At 67.1% G+C, this 16,161-nt stretch carries 14 protein-coding genes, 1 tRNA gene and 1 pseudogene; 10 read left to right on the forward strand and 6 right to left on the reverse strand.

Annotated elements, in window-relative coordinates; translation table 11 throughout:
* Positions 1-22 precede the first annotated feature (22 nt).
* A pseudogene (locus HNP47_RS16245) lies at positions 23-558 on the forward strand (acyl-CoA dehydrogenase family protein); the annotation flags it as partial.
* Positions 559-573: 15 nt separating this feature from the next.
* Positions 574-1,110 (forward strand): acyl-CoA dehydrogenase, encoded by a 537-nt coding sequence (locus HNP47_RS16250; protein ID WP_260394678.1) that lies wholly within the window; start codon positions 574-576, stop codon positions 1,108-1,110.
* Between the two features lie 175 nt (positions 1,111-1,285).
* Here HNP47_RS16250 and HNP47_RS02335 read toward each other — a convergent pair whose 3' ends face one another.
* Together HNP47_RS02335 and HNP47_RS02340 are read right to left on the reverse strand one after the other, a co-directional pair.
* Positions 1,286-2,605 carry an Hsp70 family protein gene (locus HNP47_RS02335; RefSeq protein ID WP_184278054.1) on the reverse strand — a complete coding sequence of 440 codons (1,320 nt, stop codon included), beginning with the start codon at positions 2,603-2,605 and terminating at the stop codon, positions 1,286-1,288.
* Positions 2,606-2,678: 73 nt separating this feature from the next.
* A tRNA-Ser gene (locus tag HNP47_RS02340) sits at positions 2,679-2,768 on the reverse strand.
* Between the two features lie 105 nt (positions 2,769-2,873).
* Between HNP47_RS02340 and HNP47_RS02345 the strand changes: the two genes are divergently transcribed.
* Genes HNP47_RS02345 through HNP47_RS02365 form a run of 5 tightly spaced genes read left to right on the forward strand, consistent with a single transcriptional unit; the run spans position 2,874 to position 6,948 of the window.
* Entirely contained in the window at positions 2,874-3,707 is an 834-nt protein-coding gene (locus tag HNP47_RS02345; protein ID WP_184278056.1) for a septal ring lytic transglycosylase RlpA family protein, read from the forward strand.
* Between the two features lie 49 nt (positions 3,708-3,756).
* Positions 3,757-4,389, forward strand: coding sequence for a dTMP kinase (gene tmk, locus HNP47_RS02350; protein ID WP_184278058.1), 633 nt, complete (start codon positions 3,757-3,759; stop codon positions 4,387-4,389).
* Entirely contained in the window at positions 4,386-5,375 is a 990-nt protein-coding gene (locus tag HNP47_RS02355) for a DNA polymerase III subunit delta' (protein ID WP_184278060.1), read from the forward strand. The genes tmk and HNP47_RS02355 overlap by 4 nt, the downstream gene beginning before the upstream one ends.
* Positions 5,375-6,157 carry a TatD family hydrolase gene (locus tag HNP47_RS02360; RefSeq protein WP_184278062.1) on the forward strand — a complete coding sequence of 261 codons (783 nt, stop codon included), beginning with the start codon at positions 5,375-5,377 and terminating at the stop codon, positions 6,155-6,157. Before HNP47_RS02355 ends, HNP47_RS02360 begins: the two co-directional genes overlap by 1 nt.
* Positions 6,154-6,948 carry an MBL fold metallo-hydrolase gene (locus HNP47_RS02365; protein WP_184278064.1) on the forward strand — a complete coding sequence of 265 codons (795 nt, stop codon included), beginning with the start codon at positions 6,154-6,156 and terminating at the stop codon, positions 6,946-6,948. The genes HNP47_RS02360 and HNP47_RS02365 overlap by 4 nt, the downstream gene beginning before the upstream one ends.
* Here the strand turns inward: HNP47_RS02365 and recG are convergent.
* Positions 6,945-9,032 (reverse strand): ATP-dependent DNA helicase RecG, encoded by a 2,088-nt coding sequence (gene recG, locus HNP47_RS02370; RefSeq protein WP_184278066.1) that lies wholly within the window; start codon positions 9,030-9,032, stop codon positions 6,945-6,947. The genes HNP47_RS02365 and recG overlap by 4 nt on opposite strands.
* Before the next feature lie 179 nt (positions 9,033-9,211).
* Here recG and HNP47_RS02375 point away from each other — a divergent pair, with 179 nt between their 5' ends.
* Positions 9,212-9,520, forward strand: coding sequence for a succinate dehydrogenase assembly factor 2 (locus HNP47_RS02375; RefSeq protein WP_221414890.1), 309 nt, complete (start codon positions 9,212-9,214; stop codon positions 9,518-9,520).
* Entirely contained in the window at positions 9,520-12,969 is a 3,450-nt protein-coding gene (gene mfd / locus HNP47_RS02380) for a transcription-repair coupling factor (RefSeq protein ID WP_184278070.1), read from the forward strand. The genes HNP47_RS02375 and mfd overlap by 1 nt, the downstream gene beginning before the upstream one ends.
* A 6-nt stretch (positions 12,970-12,975) precedes the next feature.
* Here mfd and HNP47_RS02385 read toward each other — a convergent pair whose 3' ends face one another.
* Positions 12,976-14,283, reverse strand: coding sequence for a diguanylate cyclase domain-containing protein (locus tag HNP47_RS02385; RefSeq protein ID WP_184278078.1), 1,308 nt, complete (start codon positions 14,281-14,283; stop codon positions 12,976-12,978).
* 296 nt (positions 14,284-14,579) lie between these two features.
* Between HNP47_RS02385 and HNP47_RS02390 the strand changes: the two genes are divergently transcribed.
* The gene (locus HNP47_RS02390) at positions 14,580-15,428 is read left to right on the forward strand and encodes a YihY/virulence factor BrkB family protein (protein ID WP_184279076.1); all 849 of its coding nucleotides are present in this window, start codon (positions 14,580-14,582) and stop codon (positions 15,426-15,428) included.
* Here the strand turns inward: HNP47_RS02390 and HNP47_RS02395 are convergent.
* Entirely contained in the window at positions 15,385-15,636 is a 252-nt protein-coding gene (locus HNP47_RS02395; RefSeq protein WP_184278080.1) for a sulfurtransferase TusA family protein, read from the reverse strand. The genes HNP47_RS02390 and HNP47_RS02395 overlap by 44 nt on opposite strands.
* A complete protein-coding gene (locus tag HNP47_RS02400) occupies positions 15,633-16,121 on the reverse strand; it encodes a CinA family protein (RefSeq protein WP_184278082.1) in 489 nt (162 codons plus the stop codon). The genes HNP47_RS02395 and HNP47_RS02400 overlap by 4 nt, the downstream gene beginning before the upstream one ends.
* Positions 16,122-16,161: the final 40 nt, after the last annotated feature.

The following is a 16,161-nucleotide window of genomic DNA, read 5'->3' on the forward strand; positions in this document are numbered from 1 at the left end:
GATCCTGACCGAAGAACAGACGATGTTGCAGGACGCCGCCCACGGCTTCCTGAACGAACAGGCGCCGATCGCGCACTTGAGGAAGCTGCGGGACGAGCGGGACGCCGACGGGGTGTCGCGCGACCTGTGGCGGGCCTTTGGCGAAATGGGTTTCGCCGGCGTCATCATTCCCGAAGCGCTGGGCGGCATGGGCTGGGCGCCGTAGAGGCCGGAGTGATCGCCGAGAGCCTGGGCCGCACCCTGACGCCGTCGCCGTATCTGGGATCGTCGATCCTGTCAGCCAAGGTGCTGATCGACGGCGGATCGCAGGCGCAACAGGCCTGGCTGCCCAGGATCGCAGCCGGTGATGCGATCCTGTCACTGGCGGTGGACGAAGGCGCGAAACACGCGCCGTCGCGGATCACGACGCGGGCCGAGCGGGCGGGCAACGGTTTCAAGCTGAACGGCGCCAAGGCCTTCGTGCTGGACGGCCATGTGGCCGACGCCCTGATCGTCGTCGCGACGGCTGAGGAGGGGACGACGCTGTTCCTGGTTGATCCGGCGACGGCGGGCGTCGAAATCGAGCGCACGGTGATGGTGGATGCGCACAATGCCGCCCGTATCACGCTGACCGATGTGGCGGTCGACGCCGATGCGGTGATCGGCGCGGTCGGGGGCGGGGAGGCGCTGCTGGACGGCGCGCTGAACCTGGGGCGGGCCTGTGCGGCCTCAAGCCTGACGGGCGCGGGCGATCAGGCGTTCAAGACGACCATGGATTATCTGCGGACCCGCAAACAGTTCGGAAAGCTGATCGGCGAGTTTCAGGCGCTGCAGCACCGGGCCGCGCATCTGTTCTCGGAGCTGGAGTTGGCGCGGGCGGCGACGATCGGCGCCCAGATCGCCATCGACGAGCGGCGCGAGTATGCGCCGCTGGCGGCTTCCATCGCCAAGGCCAAGGCGGGGCGCGTCGCCGAGCTGGCGGTGCAGGAGGCGGTTCAGATGCACGGCGGCGTCGGCATGACCGACGAGTTCGACGTCGGCCTGTTCATGAAACGGGTGCGGGTGCTGAACGAACTGCTGGGCGACGCCGGCTTCCACGCCGAACGGGTAGCGCGGGCGCAAGGGTTTTAGGAGTAAGGTCTAGACGAAGACGCCGTCATTCCGGGGCTGAGCGTAGCGAAGAACCCGGAAGCCAGGAGTGCGTGTCACGGCTCTTGCCGCGTTAGGTGTCGGCGATGTCCTCCTGGGTTCCGGGTTCGTCCTGCGGACGCCCCGGAATGACGATGAGATTGGGTTCGCTTTCGGCCTAAACCGCTTTTTCGCTCCACAGATCCAGATCCGCCTCGCGGCCGATCAGGGCCAGGCCGGCGGCGATGGATTCGAACTCGCCGCCGGTTTCGATCCGCTCGGTGCCGAACCGGTCCTGGAAAAGCGCCCGCACGGCCGGCACGAAGGAGGTGCCGCCGGTCAGGAAGACGCGGTCGATGGCGTCGGGCGCCAGGCCGCTGCGGGCCATCGCCTGATCCACCGCGCCCTCGATGGCGGCCAATTCCGGCGCGATCCAGCGTTCGAAATCAGCGCGGGCGACCGGCTTTTCGATATGGACGCCGCCGGCCTGGAACAGGAAGGTCGCCTGGTCGTCAGCCGACAGGGCCATCTTCAGCGTGGAGACGGCGCGGTACAGGTCATGACCGTGGTTGTCGTCCAGCACCTCGATCAGGCGTTCGATCTTCTCCGGCTCCAGCGCGGTGCGGGCCAGCGCGCGGATGTCGCGCATGTCGCGTGATGCGCGCAGCAGGGCCAGCTGATCCCAGCGGGCGAAGGCGGAATAATACCGTTGGGGAATGGGCAGTTGTTTGCCGACGGAGCTGTACAGACCGCCCCTACCCAGTTCAGGCGAGACCAACTGGTCGATGATCCGGTAGTCGAAGGCATCGCCCGCCACGCCCACGCCCGAGCGCGCCAGCGGCGTCGAACGCAGGCCGTCGGGCGTATGCTCGAAGCGGATGATGGAGAAGTCGCTGGTGCCGCCGCCGAAGTCGGCGACCAGGACCGTGGCGTCCGCCTTCAGCTGGCGCGCAAAATAGAAGGCGGCGCCGACCGGCTCGTGCGCATAGCGGATGTCGGTGAAGCCCAGCCGCTCGAACGCCGTCTGATAGCGCGAAAGGGCCAGGGTCTCGTCCGGATTACCGCCCGCAAAGGTGACGGGACGGCCGACGATGACGGCGGGCGGGCTGTCGGACAGTTCGTCGCCGGCGTGGTGGCGCAGACGCAGCAGGAAGGCGGCGAGCAGATCCTCGAAGGCGTAGCGTTTGTTGTCGATCCGCGTCTCGGTGAAGGCGGCGCTGGCGGCGAAGGTCTTGAACGACTGGATGAAGCGGGTCTCCAGCGGATCCTCGACATAGGCGGCGATGGCCCAGGGCCCGGCCTCGACCACGCGCTCGGGCGGCTGGCCGTCGATGCCCGGATGGGTCTGGAAGCTGAGCGCCGAGCGGAAGGTGGTCGTCTGGCCCTCGACCGCGTCAAAGGTCACGAGATGGGCAAGGCCGTCCGCATCGGTCAGGGCAACGACTGTGTTGGTCGTGCCGAAATCGATCCCGATCGTCATCGGTTTCGTCGCCGTCATGGCAGGGCTCCAGGCAGGGGAGCCGGGTTCCTAACGGCAGACGGGGCAATAGCAAGGGCTAAGCGAGGGATAGTGGCGGAAGCGGTGGGATTCGAACCCACGGACGGCTCTCACCGTCGCTGGTTTTCAAGACCAGTGCCTTAAACCACTCGGCCACACTTCCTTGCCGCCGCAGCGGAGGCGGACGCCATAGCAGGCGAACGGGTCATTAACCAAAGCGGAAATGTCTTCGGTCATCCTGTTTTCGTATTTTTTGCGAGGCGGGTCGATGACGTTTGGACGGGGAGTGCGCGGCGCGCTGATCCTGGGGCTGTTTTCGCTGCTGGCCGCCTGTTCCACCGTTGGCGGAGCAAGCGTGCGCGGGACGGTCGCCGGGCGCGGCGAGGACCATCCACCCGTCGTCAAGGACCCTGCGCCGATCGTGTCGGGCACGATGCGGCCCTATCAGGTGCGTGGGCGCTGGTACACGCCCAAGGAGCAGCCGGATTACGAAGAGGTCGGGATGGCGTCCTGGTACGGCGACGCCTTCAACGGCCGGCCGACCTCCACTGGCGAACGGTTCGACATGCATGCCCTGACGGCGGCGCACAAGACCCTGCCTCTGCCCGGTCTGGTCGAGGTGACGAACCTGGAGAACGGGCGGCGACTGGTGGTGCGGATCAACGACCGCGGGCCGTTCGTGGACAGCCGGATCATCGACCTGTCGCGCGAGGCGGCGAGCGAACTGGGGATGCTGTCGCAGGGCGTGGGGCGGGTGCGGGTGCGCTACCTCGGGCGGGCGCCGCAGCAGGGCGGGGGCACGCTGTTAAGGGCGTCGGTGCCCGTGCCGCGCGGTTCTGCCCCGGTCAGCGCGCCCGTCGTTGCGCCCGCGTCGATCGTGGCGGAGGTGACGACCTTCTGGGTCCAGGCAGGCAGCTTCTCGGATCAGGTCGAGGCCGGGCGAATCGCTGACAGCCTGAGCGGCTGGGTGCGCGCCGATCGGGGCGCGGGGCGGTTCAACGTGGTTGTAGGCCCCTGGGACAGCGCCAATGCGGCCGAGGCGGCGCGTCAGTCGGTCGTGGCGCGCGGTTATGCGGGCGCCCTGTTGATATCCGGCAGCTGATCGCGCGCGCGGGCTTGCGCCGGGCGGCGTCGGCGCGCCATGAAGGCGCGTGACCCGTGGACAATTCATAAGCTTCGAAGGCGGCGAGGGCGCCGGCAAATCGACCCAGGTCGGGCGGCTGGTCGCGCGGCTGCAGACGGTGCTGGGCGAGCGCAAGGTCGTGCGCACGCGTGAACCGGGCGGGTCCAAGGGCGCGGAGGTGATCCGCAATCTGGTGGTGGCCACGGACGCCGAGCCGTGGTCGGCCATGACCGAAACCTTGCTGATGTACGCCTCGCGCTCGGACCATCTGGAGCGGACCATCCGCCCGGCGCTGGCGGCCGGCGACTGGGTGGTGTGCGATCGGTTCGCCGATTCCAGCCGGGCCTATCAGGGCGCAGGCGGCGGCGTGGCGCAAAGCTTCATCGAACAGATCGACGCCGGCGTGGTCGGGGACGATCAGCCGGACCTGACCCTGGTGTTCGACCTGCCGGTCGAGATCGGCCTGGAGCGGGCGTTCGGGCGCGGCCTGTTCGAGACGCGGTTCGAGTCCAAGGGGCTGGAGTTCCATCAGCGGCTGCGCGAGGGCTTTCTCAGGATCATCGAGGCCAATCCGCAGCGGTGCGTGCTGATCGACGCGGTCGGATCGCTGGACGAAGTCGAGGCGCGGGTCTGGCAGGCGGTTCAGGACCGGCTGCTGTGAGCGACCACCCGCGCGACCGGTTCGACCTGGTTCCTGATGCGGCGGCGGAGACGGCGTTTCTGGACGCCTGGGAGCGGGGGCGGTTGCACCACGCCTGGCTGCTGTGCGGGGTCGAGGGGACGGGCAAGGCGACGTTCGCCTATCGCGCGGCGCGACGGCTGCTGGGCGCGGCGGCCGATCCGGCGTCCGGGCCGCTGGGCGCCCGGCGCGATGATCCGGTCAGCCGGCTGATCTCGGCCCAGTCGCATCCGGACCTGCTGGTGCTGGAACGCCTGGTCGAGGGGGGCAAGACCAAGAAGTCGATCTCGGTCGATCAGTCGCGCGAACTGCCGGAGTTCTTTTCAAAGAGCCCGTCGCAAGCCCAGTTTCGGGTGGCGATCATCGATGCGGCGGATGACTTGAATCTGAATGCCGCCAACGCCTTGCTGAAGGTTCTTGAGGAGCCGCCCGAGCGTGGCGTGCTGTTTCTGGTGACCCATGCGCCGGGGCGATTGCTGGCGACGATTCGGTCGCGGTGCCGGCGGCTGAGCTTTCCGATCTGGACGCCGGACCGGCTGGAAACCTTGGTGCGCAACCGGACGGGCGCGGAGCGTGAGGACGCCGAACACGCGGCCGTCATGGCGGGCGGATCGCCGGGCGCGGCCCTGGCCCTGGCGTCAGGCGCGACGTTCGAGATGGATCAGCTGGCGCGGAGCTGGGTTGAGGGCGATGTGGACCGGGCCGAAGCCCTGGCCATCGCTGATCGATTCCGCGGCGCCGAGGGGCAGGAGCGATTCGAGACGCTGATGGACCGGCTGATGGCGGCGGTGCGGATGCGCGCCTTGCAGAGCGCGCCCGGCGCCGGCAATCGATGGGCCGAGCTGTGGGAGCGGCTGCAGCCGCTGCCGGAACGCGCGGCGGGACTAAACCTGGACAAGGCCGATGTGCTGGCCGGCGCGCTGGCGGACCTGAAGCGGGTTCAGGCCCAGCAAGAGCGGATGGGCTGATGTTGATCGACAGTCATGTGAACCTGCACGCGCCCCAGTTTGACGAGGACCGGGACGCCGTGATCGGGCGCGCGCGCGAGGCGGGTGTCTCGATTATGGTGGAAATCTCCGACAAGCTGACGACGTTCGAGGCGACGCACGGGATCGCCATGGCCAATGACGACATCTGGTGCACGGTCGGGGTGCATCCGCACGAGGCCAAGGACGCGGCGGAACTGACGGCGGCGACACTGATCGAACTGGCGCAGCGGCCCAAGGTTGTGGGCATCGGGGAGTGCGGCCTGGATTTCCACTACGACTTCAGCCCGCGCGAGGTGCAGGCGGCGGTGTTCCGGCAGCATGTGGCGGCGGCGCGCGAGACGGGCCTGCCGCTGGTGATCCACACGCGTGAGGCGGACGAGGTGATGGCCGGGATCCTGCGCGAGGAATATGCCGTGGGATCGTTCAAGATGTTGATGCACTGCTATACGAGTGGCGCGGAACTGGCTAAAACTGCTGCCGAAATGGGCGCGTGGTTTTCTGTGTCCGGCATTGCGACCTTCAAGGCGGCTGAGGATGTGCGGGCGGTGATCCGCGATATGCCGGACGACCGGATCATCGTCGAGACCGACTGCCCCTATCTGGCGCCCATTCCGCATCGGGGGCGGCGCAACGAGCCGGCCTACATCGGTCATGTGCTGGACAAGCTGGCCGAGATCCGAGGTTGGAGCGCCGAGGAGGCGGACCGCGTCACGACCGAGGCCTTCTTCGGCCTCTTTCACCGGATACCCAGGCCCGCATGAGTTTCGAAGTCGTCATTCTGGGCAGCGGATCGTCGGGCGGTGTGCCGCGCGGGGACGGCGACTGGGGCGCTTGCGACCCGACCGAGCCAAAGAACCGGCGCACGCGCTGTTCGATGCTAGCTAGAAAGACCGGCGCCGAGGGCGTGACCAACGTCCTAATCGACACCTCGCCGGACCTGCGCGAACAGATGCTGGCCAGCGGCACGAAACATGTGGATGCGGTCCTCTACACCCACGATCACGCAGACCAGACCCACGGCATCGACGATCTGCGCACCTTCGCCGCGCGGGCGAGAAAGCGCATTCCGGCGTGGATGGATGCGGCGACGCATGGCTCGCTGACGCATCGCTTCGACTACATCTTCGAGAGCAAGTTCGGTTATCCGCCGCTGCTGGACGGGCGGATCATTCCGCCACACGGCGTGGCCTGGTCCGTCGAGGGCGCGGGCGGGGCGATCCCGGTCACGACCTTTGACCAAGCGCATGGGCCGATCCTTTCGATGGGGTACCGATTGGGCGACGTGGCCTATTCCAGCGACGTATCCGATCTGGACGAGGCGGCATTGGCGGCCGTGGCCGGCTGCAAGCTCTGGATCGTCGATGCGCTGCGTTATGGGCCGCATCCGACCCATGCCCATCTGGACCAGGCCCTGGCGTGGATCGCCGCCGCAGACGTGGAGCGCGCGGTTCTGACAAACCTCCACATCGATATGGATTACAAGGCGTTGTCGGCGCTTGTTCCTGCAAATGTCGAGGTCGGATTCGACGGTTGGAGCCGAGTGATCGACTAGCTTGCGCCGGCCTTGTGGTTTTTCCAGTCGAATAACTCTTCCAGCACCTGGACCGCCTGACCGCGTTCCGACGTCAGATCAGGATCGCGGTTCATGATCAGCCGCGCATCATCGGCGGCGGCCAGCATCAGGCTGCGGTGGCGGATCGGGTCGGCGAAGCGGTAGGCGGGAAAACCACTCTGTTTCAGGCCCAGAGGATCGCCGCCGCCGCGCAGCCGGAAGTCTTCCTCGGCGATGACGAAGCCGTCCTCGGTGCGACGCAGGGTTTCGAGCCGCTCCTTGGCCGTCTCGCCGAGGGCGCCGTCCTGACCGCCGTACAGCAGAATGCAGGAGCTGGCCTTGGCGCCGCGACCGACGCGGCCGCGCAGCTGGTGCAGCTGGGCCAGGCCGAAACGGTCGGCGTGTTCGATCACCATGATCGAGGCGTTGGGCACGTCCACGCCGACTTCAACCACCGTCGTGGCGACGAGAACCGGCAGGCGGCCGTCTGCGAAGTCGGCCATGACCGCCTCGCGCTCGGCGCCCGGCATCTGGCCGTGGGCCAGGCCGACCTCCACGCCCAGCAGGCGTCGCAGATCGTCGGCGCGATCAACGGCGGCGGCCAGGTCGATGGCCTCAGATTCCTCTACCAAGGGACAGATCCAATAGGCCTGGGCGCCGCTCTCTACCGCCGTTTTCAGCCGGGCGGCGACCTCGCCGATACGGGCCAAGGGCAGGACGGCGGTCGTGACGGGGGTTCGGCCGGGGGGCTTCTCCATCAGGCGACTGACTTCCAGCTCGCCGTATTGCGTCAGCTCAAGCGTGCGGGGAATGGGGGTGGCCGACATGGTCAGCAGATGCACCGCCCCCAGGCGCGGGTCGCCCTTGGCCTGCAACCGCTGACGCTCGTTGACGCCGAACCGGTGCTGTTCGTCGATGACGGCCAGGGCCAGACGGTCGAAGCGGACGGCGTCCTGGAACAGGGCGTGGGTGCCGATAGCGACCTGGGCTTGACCCGAGGCCAAGGCGGCCAGTTTCTCGCGGCGTTGGGTCGGGGTGTCGCGGCCGGTGAGCAGAATCGCAGCCACGCCGGCTGCGTCCAGCATGGGGCCGAGCTTTTCATAATGCTGGCGCGCCAGGATTTCGGTCGGGGCCATGAGCGCGGACTGAAAGCCGCTCGAAGCGGCGTCGGCCAGAGCGAGAGCGGCGACGGCGGTCTTGCCCGATCCGACATCGCCTTGCAGCAATCGCCCCATCTGCTGGCCCGACGCCAGATCACGACGGATTTCGGCGACGGCCTGGGCCTGAGCATTGGTCAGCTGGAAAGGCATGGCCTGAAGCAGGTGGTCGGACGCCGCGCCGGGGGCGATAACGGGGGCGGGCTTGATCTCGCGGGCGCGCCGACGACGGGCCAGAGCCAGCTGATGGGCCAGGAACTCGTCATAGGCCAGGCGCTGGCGAGCCGGTGCGTCGGGCGACAGGTCGATCTCGCCTGTGGGGGCATGCAGCGCGTCCAGAGCGGCGCGCCAACCCAGCCAGGTTTGTTTCTTGAGCCAGGCGGGATCCTGCCATTCCGGGAGGTCGGAGGCGGTGGGCAGGGCGGCCTTGACGAGTTTACGCAACTGGCGCGAGCTGAGGCCCTGCGTCGCCGGATAGACGGGTTCAGACGCCGGAATGTCGGCGGCCTTTTCGAGCGTCACGATGTCCGGATGGACGATCTGGACCTCGCCGTTGAAGCGCTCGACCTTTCCTGAGACCAACCGCGTTTCGCCACGCGGCAACAGCCGGTCGATGTGCTGGGGCGAGCCGCCGAACCAGACCAGATGCACGAAGCCGGTGGGATCGCTGGCCCGCACCTTCAGCGGCGCGCCGGGACGGCTGGGCGTGAAGAGGCGATCGATGGTGACGGTGAAGACGCCCACCTCGCCATCGACCGCGGTGGCGGCCTCAGCGGGGCGGCGGACGATGACGCCGGACGGGCTGAGGAACAGCAGATCGCGGACCAGCGGGCCCGCCACCTTTTGCACCAGAGGCAGGACGCGCGGGCCCACGCCCTTGAGGGTCGAGACCTCGGCGAACAGGGGAAAGAGAATCTGCGGACGCATCGCCGTGAACATAGCGTGACCATGACGGGTGGCGAAGTGCGTTCAGGAACGCTATCTGCGCTTCTCACATTCCTGATGCGCTATCGCTCTCCGCGCGGCGGATCGCTGCATGAGCGCATCGGCATTTTTAACGGGCAAGGATTCTTGTGGCCGAAATCGACGCGCGTGCCGAAAGCGAAATGACCCCTGAACCCATGACTCCTGAGCGGAGGCAGCGGCTGGGCCGCATCCAGTTCCGCGCCTGGCGGCGGGGCTTTCGCGAGGCTGATATGGTGCTGGGTCCGTTTTCCGATCAGGTCGCGCCGACGCTGACCGATGCGGAACTGGATCAGTTCGAACGGCTGATCGACGAGGAGGATCAGTGGCTTTACGGCTGGATCATCGAGCGTGATCCGACGCCGCCCGAGTTCGAGACGCCGGTGATGGCCAAGGTGCGCGCCTTCATGCGCGCCCACGTCGCGGCCGAAGTCGGCAAGGGGATTGGCTGATGGACGCCAAGGTGGAACATCGGACCGACGCCGATCTGGGCGGCGCGCCCGAGGGGCTGGACGCGCTGATCGTCGCCGAACGGATCAAGGCCGGCGGCGGCGTCGGCCTGTTTGTCGCACGCGACTTCCAAAGGTCGGGCAGCTTCGTTCAGGCGTTTCAGTTCTTCTCGAAAGATATTGAAGTCCTGGAATATCCGGCGTGGGACTGTCTGCCCTATGACCGACTAAGCCCCACGGCAGGGATTGCGGCGCAGCGCATGGCGACGCTGACGCGGCTGGCGATGCGCAAGCCTGGCGATGCGCCGGTTCTGGTTGTGACGACGGTGTCGGCGGCCATGCAACGCACGCCGCCGAAGTCGGTCACAACCCAGGCCGGGTTCGAGACCAAGGTCGGCCGCGATCTCGATATCCAGGCGCTGGAGCGATATTTCGCCGCCAACGGCTATGTCCGGGCCTCGACCGTGTCGGAGCGCGGCGAGTTCGCGGTGCGCGGCGGGGTTGTCGACGTCTATCCGCCCGGCTTCGAGGAGCCGGTCCGGCTGGACATGTTCGGATCCGAGCTGGAATCGATCCGCACCTTCGATCCCGAAACGCAGCGGTCGACCGGCCAGATGACGTCCGTGTCGCTGGCGCCCGTTTCGGAAGCGCTGCTGGATGCAGCGGCCATCTCGCGCTTCCGCACCGGCTATCTGAACCTGTTCGGCGCGCCGGGCGACGATCCGCTGTACGCAACGATCAGCGAGGGCGCGCGGCGTCAGGGCATGGAGCAATGGCTGCCGCTGTTCTATGAGACGCTGGACAGCCTGTTCGACTATCTGCCGAGCGACGCGGCGATCTTCCTCGACAGTCAGGTCGAGACGGCCCGCGCCGAGCGATGGGATTTGGTCGCGGACGCCTATGATGCGCGCGCCGAGGCGGCCAAGGCCAAGGGTCAGGCCAGCGCCAATCGCGCCTTGCCGCCTAAGCGGCTCTATCTGGACGCCGGCGACTGGAACCAGGCCCTGGCGGGACGGGCGGTGCGACGTTTCACGCCGTTTTCCGGCGGGGGAGAGGATGCCGGCGGACGGTTGGGCCGGACCTTCGCCGCCGAGCGGGCGCAGGACAGCGTCAATCTGTTCGAGGCGGTGGCGGCCCATGCGGCGGCGCTGAAGGCCGAGAGCAAGCGGGTGCTGTTCGCCTCCTGGACCGAAGGCTCGTCGGAGCGGCTGGCGACCATGCTGGCCGACCATGGGCTGGATCACATCGTCGCCGTGCGCGACTGGGCCGATGTTCAGGCGGCGCCGAAGGACCTCTATCTGCGCGGCGTCCTGCCGGTCGAGCATGGCTTTGTCACCGACGCCGTGGCGGTGATTTCCGAGACCGACATTCTGGGCGATCGTTTGGCGCGGCCGCGCAAGAAGCGCCGCGCCTCGAACTTCCTGGCGGAGGCGTCGGCCCTGACGACGGGCGATCTGGTGGTTCACCTGGATCACGGGATCGGTCGCTATGAGGGGCTGAAGACGCTGGAGATCCAGCAGGCCCCGCACGATTGCCTGGAGCTGTTCTACGCCGGTGAGAGCAAACTTTATCTCCCGGTTGAAAACATTGATCTTCTGACGCGATACGGTTCGGACTCCGAGGGCGTCCAGCTAGATAAGTTGGGCGGGGCAGGTTGGCAGGCGAGAAAGGCCAAGGCCAAGGAACGCCTGCGCGCGATGGCCGAGGGGCTGATCGCCCTGGCCGCCAAACGGGCGCTGCGCGAGACCGATGCGGTCACGCCGCCGCCGGGTCTGTTCGCCGAGTTCTGCGCGCGCTTTCCTTACGAGGAAACCGACGACCAGCTGAACGCCATCGGCGATGTGCTGGAGGATCTGGGCAAGGGCACGCCGATGGATCGCCTGATCTGCGGCGATGTCGGCTTCGGCAAGACCGAGGTGGCGCTGAGGGCCGCCTTCGTCGTCGCCATGAAGGGCCAGCAGGTGGCGATCGTTGCGCCGACGACTTTGCTGGCGCGCCAGCACTACAAGACCTTCACCGAACGCTTCGCCGGTTGGCCTGTGAAGGTGCGTCAGTTGTCGCGGATGGTGGGCGCCAAGGAGGCGGCGGAGACACGCGCCGGGCTGAAGGACGGATCGGTCGAGATCGTCGTCGGCACCCATGCGGTGCTGAGCGAACAGGTCGGCTTCCGCGACCTGGGCCTGGTCATCGTCGACGAGGAGCAACACTTCGGCGTCAAGCACAAGGAGAAGCTGAAGACGCTGCGCGCCGACGTGCATCTGTTGACCCTGACCGCCACGCCGATCCCGCGCACGCTTCAGATGGCGCTGTCGGGCATCCGCGAGATGTCGATCATCGCCACCCCGCCGGTCGATCGTCTGGCGGTGAGGACGTATGTGACGCCGTGGGATCCGGTGCTAGTGCGCGAGGCTCTGCTGCGCGAGAAATATCGCGGGGGTCAGGCCTATTACGTCGCGCCGCGCCTGAAGGACCTGCCCGCCATCGAGAAATTCCTGCGCGAGCAGGTGCCAGAGGTGAAGTTCGTCGTCGGCCATGGCCAGATGAGCGCGACGCAGTTGGAGGAGGTGATGAGCGCCTTCTACGACGGGGAATATGACGTCCTGGTCTCCACCACGATCGTCGAGAGCGGGCTGGATATCCCGACGGCGAATACGCTGATCGTGCACCGCGCCGACATGTTCGGCCTGGCGCAGCTTTATCAGATCCGGGGGCGGGTCGGCCGGTCCAAGGCGCGCGCATTCGCCTATCTGACCACCGACGCGATCAAGCCGATGACGCTGTCGGCCGAGCGGCGGTTGCAGGTTCTGCAGTCGCTGGACAATCTGGGCGCCGGCTTCCAACTGGCCAGCCACGATCTGGACCAGCGCGGCGGCGGGAATCTGCTGGGCGACGAACAGTCGGGCCACATCCGCGAGGTCGGCGTCGAACTGTACCAGCAGATGCTGGAAGACGCCGTGGCGGAGTTGCGTGAGAAGGGCGAGGGACAGACGGTGGATCGCGGTTGGTCGCCGTCCATCAACGTCGGGGCTTCTGTCCTTATTCCAGAAGATTACGTGCCGGACCTAAACGTGCGTCTGAGCCTATATCGTCGTCTTTCCGACGCCGAACAGGCCGAGGATCGCGAAGCCTTGGCCGCCGAACTGATCGACCGTTTCGGGCCGCTGCCGGATGAGGCGCAGCAACTGCTGAAGATCGTCGGCATCAAGTCGAACTGCCGCAAGGCCTGCATCGAGAAGATCGACATTGGGCCGCGCGGCGCGGTGCTGACGTTACGCGACAACAGCTTCCCCAATCCGGGGGGACTGGTCGGGCTGATCCAGAAAAACCACGCCTTCTGGAAAATTCGGCCGGATCAGAAGATCGTCGTTTCGGGCGATTGGCCGACGGCGGAAGAGCGTCTGAAGGTGGCCGAGCGGATCACCGCCGATCTGGCGCGGGTGGCGGGGGCGTAAAGCCCCTCAGCGCGTCTTTTCGAACAGGTCGGCCGAGGCGCGCTCAAGCAGGGCGGCGGCGCTTTCGTCGGGGCGCATCTCGGCGGCGCCGACGTCGAACTCGGCGACGAACGGCGACCTGTCTGGACCTGCGTCGAAGGCGGTGCAGCCGATCACGGCGGCGATACGCTCTGCGGCCAGACGCGCCGGTTCAGCGTGGGTCGCCGGCAGGGCCAGAGCGAAGACCTCCTTGGCGAGGCGGGCAGGGGTGTCCTCGACACGGACCAGGCGCGAAACCATGGCCCCGATCTGCGGCATGGCGCGATCCAGCCAACCGCCCTGACGGGCCCAGGTGACGGATTCGGTCTCGCGCACCCTCAGGACGCAGACGGAAAGCGGGCGTTTGCGCGCGCGCGAAGCCTCGGCGACACGGCCCAGGTGGCTGGCGAACAGTTCGGGCGTGAACATGCCTGTTTCCGGATCCATCACTTCCAGGCTGCGCACCGAGTCCAGCGTCTTGCGGATGCCCAGATGGATGCGGTGCGCGCCGGCCAGGGACAGGATCCGTTCGGCCGTTTCGCCTTCGGGCGTGTCGGCAGACGCGACATCGGCGAAGCCGCGATTGAACAGCTCAGCCAGACTGATCTCGTTCCTGCCACGCAGATAAAGCATCAGCGGAATATGGTAGAGACGCGTGTTGCGCTTCATGCCCGCCGCGATCGACAAGGCTGGCGCATGGTCTTCGGCGCCCCACAGAACGGCGGCGTCGAACGGGCTTTCGTGCAGATAGTCGAAGGCGGTGTAGGGCGTCGGCGCCGCGACTACCTCGACCCCGGCCGCGGTCAGGGCGTTCGACAGGGCGAGAAAGCGCCGGTCCGCGACGCCGGCGGCCAGAACACGCAAGGGACCGTCGTCGTCTGTCCGCTTGTCCAGACCGACCCCGCGCGTGGCGAAGGTGGTGACGCGCAGCCGATACTCTTCCTCGGCGATGGCGGCCCGGCCCAACTGCTCCAAACGCAAGGCGGCCTGAGCCGGATGCGGCGGGGTGGACATGGTCAGATCCGCGCCCTTCACCGAATCGGGGCGGGCGCCGATGACCACGATGGGCAGGCGGCGCGGCTCGGCGGCGGCGCGAAGGCGAGACGCCACGTCGGCGTCAAAGGTGTTGATGTCGATGACGGCGGCTTCGAGCGGAAAGTCGTGAAGCGTCATCTCGGCGGAGACGACGTCGCGGGCGGTCACCGTCGTCCAGCCCAGCGCATCCAGACCCGCAGCGAGCGGCCCGATCCGGCCATCGTCAGCCGCCAGGATCAATACGCGCGCGTCGAAAGCCAAGCCGATCGTCTCCAAAAGTCGCCGCGCCAATAGACGGCCGGAAACGCGCGGACCATAGCGACGAGGGTGTTAAGGATGCAATGTCGTCCGGCCAAAGCGATGCGGCCGGATCGCGAATGATCGTCCTCACGCGGATGAGACTTTCGCCGCAGACGAATTCCGCTAGGTTCCGCCGCTTGTGCAAGGGTGGGGGGACCGATTTGAGTGAGCAACTGACACGGTCGGTCCTGAAAGCGCCCGGGTTCTGGGGCGGGCTGGCCGTGCGAGCGTTCACCCGCAGCTGGGGACGTGACGTCATGCTCTATACGGGCGGCGTGTCCTTCTTCGCCCTGCTGGCCGTGTTTCCGGCGATCGCCATCCTGATCGGCTTCTACAAGCTGGGTCTGTCGATCAGCGAAGTCAGCGCCCAAGCGACCGCCTTGTCGGACCTGCTGCCCAAGGCGGCGCAGACCATTTTTCAGGGCGAGATCACGCGTTTGAGCAATGCGTCGGCGCGGACGGTTTCCGCTCAGAGCGCCTTCGCCCTGTTCGTCGGCGCCTATGCCGCGCACCGAGGTTTCAAGGCCTTGTTGGCGGGATTGAACCTGATCCATGACGAGACCGAGCCGCACGGCTTTTTCAAATTCAATCTGCTGGCTTTCTTCGTGGCCATCTTCGCCTTTGCGCTGTTCACTGTGGTGTCGGGCGCGGTTGTTACCGTGCGGATCATGGCGCATGCGTCGTCGTCGGCCGCCGGCCTGCCCGGGCGAAGCGGCATGGCGCCGCTGGACGCCTTCCTGCCCGCCATTGGTTTGGTGATCGGACTGAGCCTGCTCTACCGCTACGCCATGAGCCACAGGACGCCGGTCGCCTGGCTGCCGGCGACGGCGGGCGGTCTGGTGGCGACACTGATGTCGGTCGTGTCATCGTGGCTGTGCGCCATCTATGTCGAGCAGATCGCGCCGCTGGGGGCCACCTATGGATCGGTCGGCGCCGTGGTGGTGCTGTTGATCTGGCTGTCGTGGAACGTCAACGCCATCTTCTACGGCGGCGCCTTCGCTACCGAGATGGAGCTAGCGGCCAAGGCGCGCGCGGTCGTCGATGCGCCGCGGGCCGATGTCGTCAATCTGTCGGAGCGTCGCGCCGGGCGCCGGTCGCGATCGTAAAGCGAAGAAGGCCGTCGGCGTCCTCGATTTCGATTACGCGGCCACCCTTCTGAAACATCAGAAACGGCACGTCGATCCGGGCCATCGGATCGGTGGCCAGCAGCACCATCCGCGCGCCGGGCGGAGCGGTTTCCATCGCCTTCATCAGCTTCAGGCTGGGAACAGGGCACCGGTGCCCCTTGGCGTCGATGACGACGGGGTCGCTCACGCGAGCCGATCCACCAGCATTGTCAACGCCACGCGAACGCTGGCTTGGCGGATCCCATCGCGGCCGAGATCGCCGAATCGCTCGACGCGGTGAACGACACCTTTTGGCCCGGACGCCGCGAAGTGCACCAGCCCTACGGGTTTATCGACCGACCCGCCGCCTGGTCCGGCCACGCCTGTCACGGACACCGAAACAGAGGCGCGCGAGTGCGCCACGGCGCCCTCAGCCATCGCCACTGCGACGGCTCGCGACACGGCGCCGTGGGCGGACAGGCCTTCCAGCGACACGCCCAGCATCTCGGCCTTGGCCTCGTTGCTGTAGGTGACGAACCCGCGATCCAGAACCGCTGACGAACCGGGAATGGCCGTGATCGCAGCGGACACCAGCCCGCCCGTGCAGCTTTCGGCCGTCGCCAGCATCAGGCCGCGCTCGCTGGCCGTTGCGACAATCTGTTGCGCCAGGTGCGCGATATCTTGGGAAAACATGGTCTTTTCATAGGCCGCGAACCCCGCTCTAACCAGAGCC

The sequence above is a fragment of the Brevundimonas vesicularis genome, assembly GCF_014204545.1.
In the GTDB taxonomy this organism is placed as follows: Bacteria; Pseudomonadota; Alphaproteobacteria; order Caulobacterales; family Caulobacteraceae; genus Brevundimonas; species Brevundimonas vesicularis_B.

Coding starts and splice junctions, on each gene's coding strand:
- HNP47_RS16250 (WP_260394678.1), top strand. CDS start 574: ATGGTGGATGCGCACAATGCCGCCCGTATCACGCTGACCGATGTGGCG.
- HNP47_RS02335 (WP_184278054.1), bottom strand. CDS start 2,605: ATGACGGCGACGAAACCGATGACGATCGGGATCGATTTCGGCACGACC.
- HNP47_RS02345 (WP_184278056.1), top strand. CDS start 2,874: ATGACGTTTGGACGGGGAGTGCGCGGCGCGCTGATCCTGGGGCTGTTT.
- HNP47_RS02360 (WP_184278062.1), top strand. CDS start 5,375: ATGTTGATCGACAGTCATGTGAACCTGCACGCGCCCCAGTTTGACGAG.
- HNP47_RS02365 (WP_184278064.1), top strand. CDS start 6,154: ATGAGTTTCGAAGTCGTCATTCTGGGCAGCGGATCGTCGGGCGGTGTG.
- recG (WP_184278066.1), bottom strand. CDS start 9,032: ATGCGTCCGCAGATTCTCTTTCCCCTGTTCGCCGAGGTCTCGACCCTC.
- HNP47_RS02375 (WP_221414890.1), top strand. CDS start 9,212: ATGACCCCTGAACCCATGACTCCTGAGCGGAGGCAGCGGCTGGGCCGC.
- mfd (WP_184278070.1), top strand. CDS start 9,520: ATGGACGCCAAGGTGGAACATCGGACCGACGCCGATCTGGGCGGCGCG.
- HNP47_RS02390 (WP_184279076.1), top strand. CDS start 14,580: ATGCTCTATACGGGCGGCGTGTCCTTCTTCGCCCTGCTGGCCGTGTTT.
- HNP47_RS02400 (WP_184278082.1), bottom strand. CDS start 16,121: ATGTTTTCCCAAGATATCGCGCACCTGGCGCAACAGATTGTCGCAACG.